Origin of the sequence: Mycobacterium sp. (genome assembly GCF_035570115.1) — a bacterium.
Lineage (GTDB): Bacteria > Actinomycetota > Actinomycetes > Mycobacteriales > Mycobacteriaceae > Mycobacterium.
In genome coordinates, this window is record NZ_DATMLH010000135.1 from 1 (window position 1) to 8,450 (window position 8,450).

At 64.5% G+C, this 8,450-nt stretch carries 7 protein-coding genes and 1 tRNA gene; 2 read left to right on the forward strand and 6 right to left on the reverse strand.

Features of this window, described 5'->3' with window-relative positions:
• Nucleotides 1–329 precede the first annotated feature (329 nt).
• The 4 genes from VNW74_RS12965 to ponA2 all read right to left on the reverse strand — a co-directional run bounded on the left by VNW74_RS12965 (nucleotide 330) and on the right by ponA2 (nucleotide 5,279).
• Nucleotides 330–403 (reverse strand) — tRNA-Pro (locus tag VNW74_RS12965).
• A gap of 319 nt (nucleotides 404–722) precedes the next feature.
• Nucleotides 723–1,829 carry a PLP-dependent cysteine synthase family protein gene (locus VNW74_RS12970; protein ID WP_325677372.1) on the reverse strand — a complete coding sequence of 369 codons (1,107 nt, stop codon included), beginning with the start codon at nucleotides 1,827–1,829 and terminating at the stop codon, nucleotides 723–725.
• Nucleotides 1,826–2,785: a metallophosphoesterase gene (locus tag VNW74_RS12975; protein ID WP_325677374.1), complete on the reverse strand. Its 960-nt coding sequence runs from the start codon at nucleotides 2,783–2,785 to the stop codon at nucleotides 1,826–1,828. The genes VNW74_RS12970 and VNW74_RS12975 overlap by 4 nt, the downstream gene beginning before the upstream one ends.
• A gap of 58 nt (nucleotides 2,786–2,843) precedes the next feature.
• Nucleotides 2,844–5,279 carry a transglycosylase/D,D-transpeptidase PonA2 gene (gene ponA2, locus VNW74_RS12980; protein ID WP_325677376.1) on the reverse strand — a complete coding sequence of 812 codons (2,436 nt, stop codon included), beginning with the start codon at nucleotides 5,277–5,279 and terminating at the stop codon, nucleotides 2,844–2,846.
• Between the two features lie 336 nt (nucleotides 5,280–5,615).
• Between ponA2 and VNW74_RS12985 the strand changes: the two genes are divergently transcribed.
• Nucleotides 5,616–5,972, forward strand: coding sequence for a WhiB family transcriptional regulator (locus tag VNW74_RS12985; protein ID WP_325677378.1), 357 nt, complete (start codon nucleotides 5,616–5,618; stop codon nucleotides 5,970–5,972).
• Between the two features lie 12 nt (nucleotides 5,973–5,984).
• Here the strand turns inward: VNW74_RS12985 and VNW74_RS12990 are convergent, their stop codons facing one another.
• A complete protein-coding gene (locus VNW74_RS12990) occupies nucleotides 5,985–7,133 on the reverse strand; it encodes an ArsA family ATPase (RefSeq protein ID WP_325677380.1) in 1,149 nt (382 codons plus the stop codon).
• A complete protein-coding gene (locus VNW74_RS12995) occupies nucleotides 7,130–8,152 on the reverse strand; it encodes an ArsA family ATPase (protein ID WP_325677384.1) in 1,023 nt (340 codons plus the stop codon). The genes VNW74_RS12990 and VNW74_RS12995 overlap by 4 nt, the downstream gene beginning before the upstream one ends.
• Nucleotides 8,153–8,254: 102 nt before the next feature.
• Here VNW74_RS12995 and VNW74_RS13000 point away from each other — a divergent pair, with 102 nt between their 5' ends.
• Nucleotides 8,255–8,416, forward strand: a complete 162-nt coding sequence (locus VNW74_RS13000; RefSeq protein ID WP_325677382.1) for a hypothetical protein — start codon at nucleotides 8,255–8,257, stop codon at nucleotides 8,414–8,416.
• Nucleotides 8,417–8,450: the final 34 nt, after the last annotated feature.

Here is an 8,450-nt window from a genome sequence, read left to right on the forward strand (position 1 = left end):
GAAACGCCCTGAAGTGATGAAACTCGTTGGGCGGCCCGAATCCCGGCTTGGTACCCGCCGGGGCGTTGATTGCCTGCAGCCGGGTGATGTCCATCGTCACCAGCGGGTAAAAGTACAGGGCTGCTTCGTAACTGAGCGTGCCCAGATCATCCGACAGCGTACTCACGGCGTCCTCTTCCGTCGTTCGGTGTGAGACTCGGTGCTCGTGGCCAGGCCAAAGCTACCCCGTCAGCCATGTCAGCCAGAATGCGGGGACAACTCCTCATCACGACAGGCCGCCCTAAACGCTACTGCGGACCAACTGCGGACCTGATCTCGTCAAATCTGAGTCGGGGTGGCGGGATTCGAACCCACGACCTCTTCGTCCCGAACGAAGCGCGCTACCAAGCTGCGCCACACCCCGCATGAAGCCACGACAGCGTATCGCACCGACCCGGCGATTCGCCAAAGCGGATTGCGGTACCTAGGCCTGCCTGCGGATCGGCGCGGCGTCGGCGCTCTGCAGCTCACATCCGGCGCTGTCCAGGGATTGCATCACAGTGCGGCGTGGAATAAGCGGGATGTCGCCGACCTTAAATAGACTAATTACCGCACAGTCGGTGCAAAGGAAGCGAGACAATCATGACGGTGTTAGGCGCCGTGGTGTTCGGCGGATTCCTGGCTCTGGGAGTGCTGTGGCTGCTGGTTACCGCTCCGGGCAGCGATGTTGACGAGGCATGGGATCAGTCCCAGTGGCCGGAGCGTTCGAATTCGGTCAGGGCCGTGGTGGGGGCGGATGTGTCCAGTTCCTGGGTCTTGAGCCACTCGTCGCAGAAGTAGGTGTCGGCGTAGCGGTCGCCGCTGTCGGCGAGCAATGTGACCACTGAACCGCTGCGTGCGTCGGCGACCATTTCGGCGAGCAGGCCGAAGGCTCCCCACAAATTGGTGCCGGTCGAGGCGCCTACACGCCGGCCCAGCACCGCACTGGCGTGGCGGGCCGCCGCAATCGACCCGGCGTCGGGAACCGACACCATACGGTCAACTACCTCGGGCAGAAAAGACGGCTCGACGCGTGGCCTGCCAATTCCCTCGATCCGCGACGACGCCGAAATCACGATGTCGTATCTAGATTCGGCGTAGGCCGGATAAAACGCCGAGTTCTCCGGGTCGACCACACAGAGCCGGGTTGCATGTCGCCGATAGCGGAGGTAGCGGCCGATCGTCGCGCTGGTTCCGCCCGTGCCCGCCCCGACCACGATCCAATCCGGGATCGGATGATTCTCGTCGCGCATTTGAAGGAATATCGACTCCGCGATGTTGTTGTTGCCGCGCCAATCGGTGGCTCGTTCGGCGTTGGTGAACTGGTCCAGGTAGTGCCCGCCGGTCTCCTTGGCAACCCTTTCGGCCTCGGCGTAGAGGTCGCTTGAACTCTGCACGAAATGACAACGGCCGCCTTGTGATTCGATCAACGCAACCTTGGAGGCACTAGTCGACGCGGGCATCACAGCGATGAACGGCAGGCCCAAGAGTGCGGCGAAGTACGCCTCCGACACTGCCGTCGATCCCGACGACGCCTCAACCACCGTGGTGTCTTCGCTGATCCAACCGTTGCACAGCGCATAAAGGAACAGCGAGCGAGCCAACCGATGCTTGAGGCTGCCGGTGATGTGGGTGGTCTCGTCTTTGAGGTAGAGCTCGATACCGGCGTTGTCGGACCAGGCCGAGGGCAGCGGATAGCGCAGCAGGTGAGTGTCGGCGCTGCGATGGGCGTCCGCCTCGATCAGTCGGATCGCGTTGTTCACCCAGTCGCGTGGTCGGCTACGAACTGCGATCTGGGCCGGCGGGGTCAACGCGCTGAATACGTGGGTTGCGACCGGCCCAGCTCGCTGTTCGAATCGCGGCCGCCTATCGGCGACGCAATCAATGTCAGCAGGGTGGCTTCAGGCCTGCAGCAGAACCGCACCGGCGCATACGGCGAAGTGCCGATCCCGGCGGAGACATGCAATCGCGTGGTGGCGCCCCACCGCGATGGGCCCTTAGCGCGCGACCGGTCCAGACCCGAATTGGTCACCAGCGCTCCATAGAACGGCAAGCACAGCTGCCCGCCATGAGTGTGGCCGGCCATCACCAGCTGGTAGCCGTCGGCGGCGAAGCGGTCCAGCACCCGCGGCTCCGGCGAATGGGTCAGGCCCAGCCGCAGGTTGGCGGCGGGGCTGGCCTGCCCGGCGATCGCGTCGTAGCGATCCCGCGCAATGTGCGGGTCGTCCACGCCTGCGGCCGCGATGTGCAGTCCGGCCACCTCGAACTCGCGACGGTTGTGGGTCAGGTCCAGCCAGCCGCGTTCGGTGAACACCGCCCGCAGGTCCTGCCAAGGCAGCGGCTGACCGTGCACGCGATGACCCGGCTTCGTCAGGTAGTTCAGCGGATTCTTGGGTCGTGGTCCGAAGTAGTCGTTGCTGCCGAAGACGAAAATGCCCGGCAGCGAAAGCAGGTCGCTGAGGCTTTGGACGACCGCGGGCACCGCCTTGGGGTGCGCCAGGTTGTCGCCGGTGTTGACGACGAGGTCGGGCTCAAGGCCAACGAGTTCGCGTAGCCACGCCTGCTTGCGGCGTTGACCGGGCCGCATGTGAAGGTCGCTGATGTGCAGCACCCGCAGCGGCGACGAACCCGGCGTCAGCACGGGCATGGTCAGCTCTCGCAGCACAAACGCATTGCGTTCGATGACAGCGGCGTAACCGATTCCGGCGACGGCCGATCCAAGCGCGATGGCGCCGGTAGCTTTCAGAGCAGAAATCGCGGAAGGCATGCAGGCCAGCCTACTGCCGTCGGTCGCTTGACATCAGGCCACACGCTATTGCAAGCGTCTACGGCGGCGTCCCAGCCGCAGGCGGGGGAGGTCCCAGAATTGGGATCGTGATCGGCGGCAGACCCGGAATCTCGATGACCTGGGAACCCACCGGCACCGGAACACCTGGGCCGCCTTCTGGCGGTGGAGGCGGCGCCGGCGGGATGCCGTTGCTGGTTTGAATGGTGATCACCGCACCGGGGATCGTCTGGCCGTTGGGCGAGGTCCCGACCACCTCGCCGTACTTCGCACTGCTGTTGATCGAGCTGGGTTGCTCGGCGACCTGGAACCCGTCCTCCTTCAAGCGCTGGCGGGCGGCGTCGACGTCAAGACCCGCGACGCTCGGCACCCGAGAACCGGGACCGCCTTCGACGTACTCCCGGTCGGTCGGCGGTAGGTGCACATCGCCGAACATCGTGGCGATGGGCTTCATCGCAGTGAACCAGGTGCGCGCCGGCTCGTTGCCGCCGTACAGGTTGCCGTCGCCGCAGCGCCGCAGCGGCGACGAGCACAGATCTGACGGCGAGGTGGAGTCGTCGTAGATGTAGTTGGCCGCGGCGTACTGATTGGTGAAACCCACGAAGCCCGACGACCGGTGTGCCTCGGTGGTACCGGTCTTGCCGGACACCGGCAGGTTCCACCCCGCCGCACCGGCGGACCCGGATGCGGTGCCGCCGCCCAGGGCGTCCTTGCTCATCGCATTGGCCAGCGTGTTGGCCAGCCCTTCTGGTACCGCTTGGTCGCAGGCTTCGGTGTTGACGGCCACTTCGTTGCCGTTGCGGTCGATCAGCTTGTTGATGGGGTTCGCCGGGCACCAGGTGCCGCCCGAGGCCAGTGTCGCCGCGACGTTTGACAGTTCCAGCGCGTTCAGCTCGAATGGGCCCAGCGTGAACGACCCGATGTTCTGCCGCTTGATGAAGTCGGCCAGGCTCTCGTTGCTGTCCGGGTCGTAGTCGCGGGCGGTCCCCGGATCGGCGTAGGACCGCAGTCCGAGCTTGATCGCCATGTCGACCGCGCGTTGTACCCCCACCAGCTGGATCAGCCGGGCGAAAGCCGTGTTGGGTGAGGTGGCCAGCGCGTCGGTCACATTCATCGACCCGCGATAGTTGCCGGCGTTCACCACGCACCAGGTCTCCTTGGGGCAGCCCTTGGCGCCGCCGCTGCCCATGCCCTTGGCCTGGAAGCGGCCTGGGACATCGAGTGTGGCGTTGATACCCATGCCCATCTGCATCGCCGCGGCGGTGGTGAAGATCTTGAAGATGGATCCGGCGCCGTCGCCGACCAAAGAGAACGGCTGCGATCGCATGGTCTCGCCGGCATCGGTGTTCAGCCCGTAGGTGCGGTTGCTGGCCATCGCAACCACTTTGTGCGAGGTCTTACCGGGCCTGATCACGCTCATTACGCTGGCAATACCCTCCAGCGTCGGGCTGGCGTAGGTGTCGATCGCGTGTTTGATCGGCTCCTGCACATCGGGGTCCAGGTTGGTGCGGATCAGGTAGCCGCCCCGGGCGATCTGATCTTTGCTGATGCCGGCGCGGGCCAAGTAGGCCTGCACGTAGTCGCAGAAGAAGGCCCGATCACCCGCCGCGATGCAGCCACGGGGTAGCTCTTTGGGCTGCGGCAAAATCCCGAGTGGCTCAGCCTTGGCGGCGCGCAGCGCGTCGGCCTCGTTGGGCAGGTTTTCGATCATGGTGTCCAGAACGAGGTTCCGGCGCGCCAGCGCCCCATCCGGGTTGGTGTAGGGATTCAGCGCGCTGGTCGACTGGACCAGGCCGGCCAGCAGGGCCGCCTGCTGCCAATTCAGGTCGGACGCATTGACGCCGAAGTAGGTTTGCGCTGCATCCTGCACACCGAAGGCGTTGTTACCAAAGGACACCAGGTTCAGGTAGCGGGTCAGGATCTCTGGTTTGGTGAAGGTCTTGTCCAGGGTGAGCGCCATCCGGATCTCGCGCAGCTTGCGCGCCGGCGTCGTCTCGATGGCTGCGCGTTTTTCTGCGTCGGTTTGCGCGATGACGAGCAACTGATAGTTCTTCACATACTGTTGCTCGATCGTCGATCCGCCGCGGGTGTCCACGTCGCCGGAGGCGTAGCCGGCCAAGCCGGTCAGCGTGCCCTTCCAGTCCACGCCGTTGTGCTCGGCAAACCGCTTGTCTTCGATCGAGACGATTGCCAGCTTCATCGTGTTGGCGATCTTGTCGGTGGGCACCTCGAACCGGCGCTGCGAGTACAGCCAGGCAATCGTGTTGCCCTTCGCGTCGACCATCGTGGTCACCGCTGGGACTTCGCCCTCGAGCAGTTGAGCCGACGCGTTGCCGACGACTTCGGAGGCCCGATTGGATACCAGACCGACTCCGCCGACCACGGGGAACAGCAAGGCCGCGACCACGACGCTGGCCAACAGGCAGCACCCGACGAGCTTTGCGACCGTGATGGCAGTCGTGGGACGCTCCGGCATGGCTACTAGATTAGCGGCGCTGCGACGCAAGTTGTCCCCTGTGTTGTTGGAGCGGTAGTCTCGCCCGGGTGAACCCTCAGGTTCCTCTCAGTCGCAGCTCAGGGGTGTTTCAGCCGTTGCCTCGGCCCATTTCGGGGGCCCTTCATGATCGGACTGCACGGTCGTCCCAAAAAAGGGGGTAGGAGACTGTTGCGTAATTGATACCTGACCACGTAGCTTATGCACACAATGAGATACAGGTAACACCGAGGTGCAGAGTGTGGCGCAGATCGCATCGGCAGTCTGGATCTAGCACACAGCCGCCGCGCCGGTGGCAGGAGCGAAGGGGAATCGCTGGTGTCAGGTACACGGACCGCAGTGCGCAACAAGACGTGCGCAGCGCCGACGAGCAGCATTTTGTACGGGGCCGAAGCCGAGTCCAGGATCGCCTGGGTTTCCAAGGCGCTGTGTCGGGCGGCTGATCCCGACGAGCTGTTCGTGCGGGGGGCTGCACAACGCAAGGCCGCAGTGATCTGCAGGCATTGCCCGGTGATGCTGGAATGTGGTGCCGACGCGCTGGATAACCGTGTCGAGTTCGGCGTGTGGGGCGGCATGACCGAACGCCAGCGTCGGGCGCTACTCAAACAACACCCCGAGGTGGTGTCCTGGTCTGAGTTCTTCGCTGCGCAGCGCAAGCACCGCAGCGTTGGCTAAGTAGCCGGGCGACTAGCCTGCGTGATCGCCGACCGCTGTCATCTGGTCGGCGATAGCACGCAACGCCTCCAGATCGGAGACGTCGAACGGCAGCGACGGCACCCCGACAATGGCGACGTGGGGATTGGCTCCGGTGAACCGCGACAGCAGCCTGATCTCGCGCTTGGAAGTCGACGCGCGGTCAGCGTGGATCTGCAGGACGGCCCTTGCCAAGGCATTGGTGCCGTCGGCGCCTTCCGACTCGCTCTCTAACGTCTTCGCTCCGTCGATGGCTCGCTCAACCGGCAATGAACACAACATCGGATGGGTTCGGTTCAGGATGAGTCCGGCCAGCGGCATACGTTCCTCGGAAAGCCGGTCCACGAAGAACGATGCCTCCCTGAGCGCGTCAGGCTCGGCGGCCGACACCACCACGAACTGGGTACCGCGGCGCTTCAACAACGCATAGGTGCGGTCCGCCTTCTCCCGGAAGCCGCCGAAGGTCGCATCCAGTGACTGCACGAAACCCGCAGCATCGGAGAGCATCTGCGAACCGAGGACGGTTGATAATGCCTTCATCGCTAAGCCGACCGCGCCGGTGACAAGCCGCCCGATCCCACGCCCGGGTCCCAACAGCAGCCGCCATAACCGGCTATCCATGAAGCTGCCCAGCCGTTGCGGCGCGTCGAGGAAGTCCAGCGCGTTGCGCGACGGTGGGGTATCCACCACGACCAGATCCCAGCGGTCCTCGCCCAGCAGTTGGCCGAGCTTCTCCATCGCCATGTACTCCTGAGTGCCGGCCAGTGACGTGGCGACCGTCTGGTAGAACTGGTTGTCCAAAATCGCCTGCGCCCGATCGGGTCCCGAATATTGGATCACCATCTCGTCGAACGTCCGGCGCATGTCGAGCATCATCGCGAACAGCTGGCCAGGAACTTCGGGAGCCAGCGGCACGCGCTGGGGGGAATTGCCGAGGTCGCTGATTCCCAACGCCTGCGCCAGCCGCTTGGCCGGGTCGATCGTCAAAACGACCACCGTGCGGCCGTATTCGGCTGCGCGCAGCGCCATCGCGGCGGCGGTTGTGGTCTTGCCGACCCCGCCCGCACCACAGCACACCACCACGCGATTGGCGGTATCGCCCAGAATCGACGCGATATCGAGTGTTGGTGGTGTGGTACTCATCGAACCCCCTGCTGTGCAAGGGATTCGGAGAGTTCGTAGAGGCTACCAAGGTCGACCCCGTCGGCAATGGTCGGTAGCTCCAGGCGTGGCACCTTCAGCTCGTCGAGCTGTTCGGCGGTTGCCGCTCGCGCGGTGATCCGGGTGGCGTGCTGGATGGTCTCGGTCAGCAAGCCCGCGAAGTCTGCATCGGGAAGCTTGATCCCGGCGGCGGCCAGGCCCGCGTGCACCGCGTCGGCATCGACGTCGCCCTCAGCGGCTTTGGCGAGGTCATCGGGTTCCAGGTAAAGCGCGATATTGCGGTTCACGATCACGCTGCCGATAGGCAGGCCCAACCCCTGCAACTCGTCGATCGCCTCGATCGTCTCCTGCATCGGCAGTGCCTCCAGAAGGGTCACCAGGTGGATAGCCGTTTGATCCGAGTGCAGGATCTTCACCACGCCTTCGGCCTGCGAGTACACCGGGCCGCCCTTGGCGAGATCGGACACCGCCCTGGTGACGTCCAAAAAGCGTGCGATGCGCCCGGTCGGGGGCGCGTCGACGACGATCGCGTCGTAAACCGGCAGCTTGTCCTTGCCGACGCGGATCACGGATTCCTTGATCTTGCCGGTGAGCAAGACGTCTCGCAGGCCTGGCGCGATCGTCGTGGCGAACTCGATCGCCCCGATGCGTCGCATCGCCCGGCCCGCGATGCCGAGGTTGTAGAACATGTCGAGGTATTCCAGGAAGGCGGCTTCGATGTCGATCGCCAGCGCGTTGACCTGGCCGCCGTGTTCGGCAGTCGCGATCTTGAGCTCTTTGTATGGCAGCGGCGGCACGTCGAAGAGTTGTGCAATCCCTTGGCGCCCTTCGACTTCGATGAGCAAGACCTTGCGTCCTCCGGACGCGAGAGTCAGCGCGAGCGCAGCGGCTACCGTCGACTTACCGGTACCACCTTTGCCGGTCACGAAATGCAGACGGGTCTTCGACAATCGCGATGGCCAGCGGACAGTACTGCCGCCGCTCGGTGTGGTCGCCACCAGTGCATGCTAGCTACCCTGTGCGGCTCCTCCTCCCCCAGCTTCGCTGCGCGCATCGTCGCCAGGCGCCAGATCACCCTAGGGCCCTGCCGATAAGCTCGAAGTATGAGCCAACCGATCACGTGGGAGTACGCCACGGTGCCCCTGTTGACACACGCCACGAAACAGATCCTCGATCAGTGGGGTGCCGACGGTTGGGAGCTGGTTGCCGTGCTGCCCGGGCCGACCGGTGAGCAGCACGTGGCGTATCTGAAACGCCCCAAATGAGTGCGTCTGACCGGCTCAAAGAGCTGGGGATCGA

Excerpts from the sequence above, each read along its gene's own strand:
- VNW74_RS12990 (WP_325677380.1), bottom strand. The coding sequence starts at position 7,133 with ATGAGTACCACACCACCAACACTCGATATCGCGTCGATTCTGGGCGAT.
- VNW74_RS13000 (WP_325677382.1), top strand. The coding sequence starts at position 8,255 with ATGAGCCAACCGATCACGTGGGAGTACGCCACGGTGCCCCTGTTGACA.
- VNW74_RS12975 (WP_325677374.1), bottom strand. The coding sequence starts at position 2,785 with ATGCCTTCCGCGATTTCTGCTCTGAAAGCTACCGGCGCCATCGCGCTT.
- ponA2 (WP_325677376.1), bottom strand. The coding sequence starts at position 5,279 with ATGCCGGAGCGTCCCACGACTGCCATCACGGTCGCAAAGCTCGTCGGG.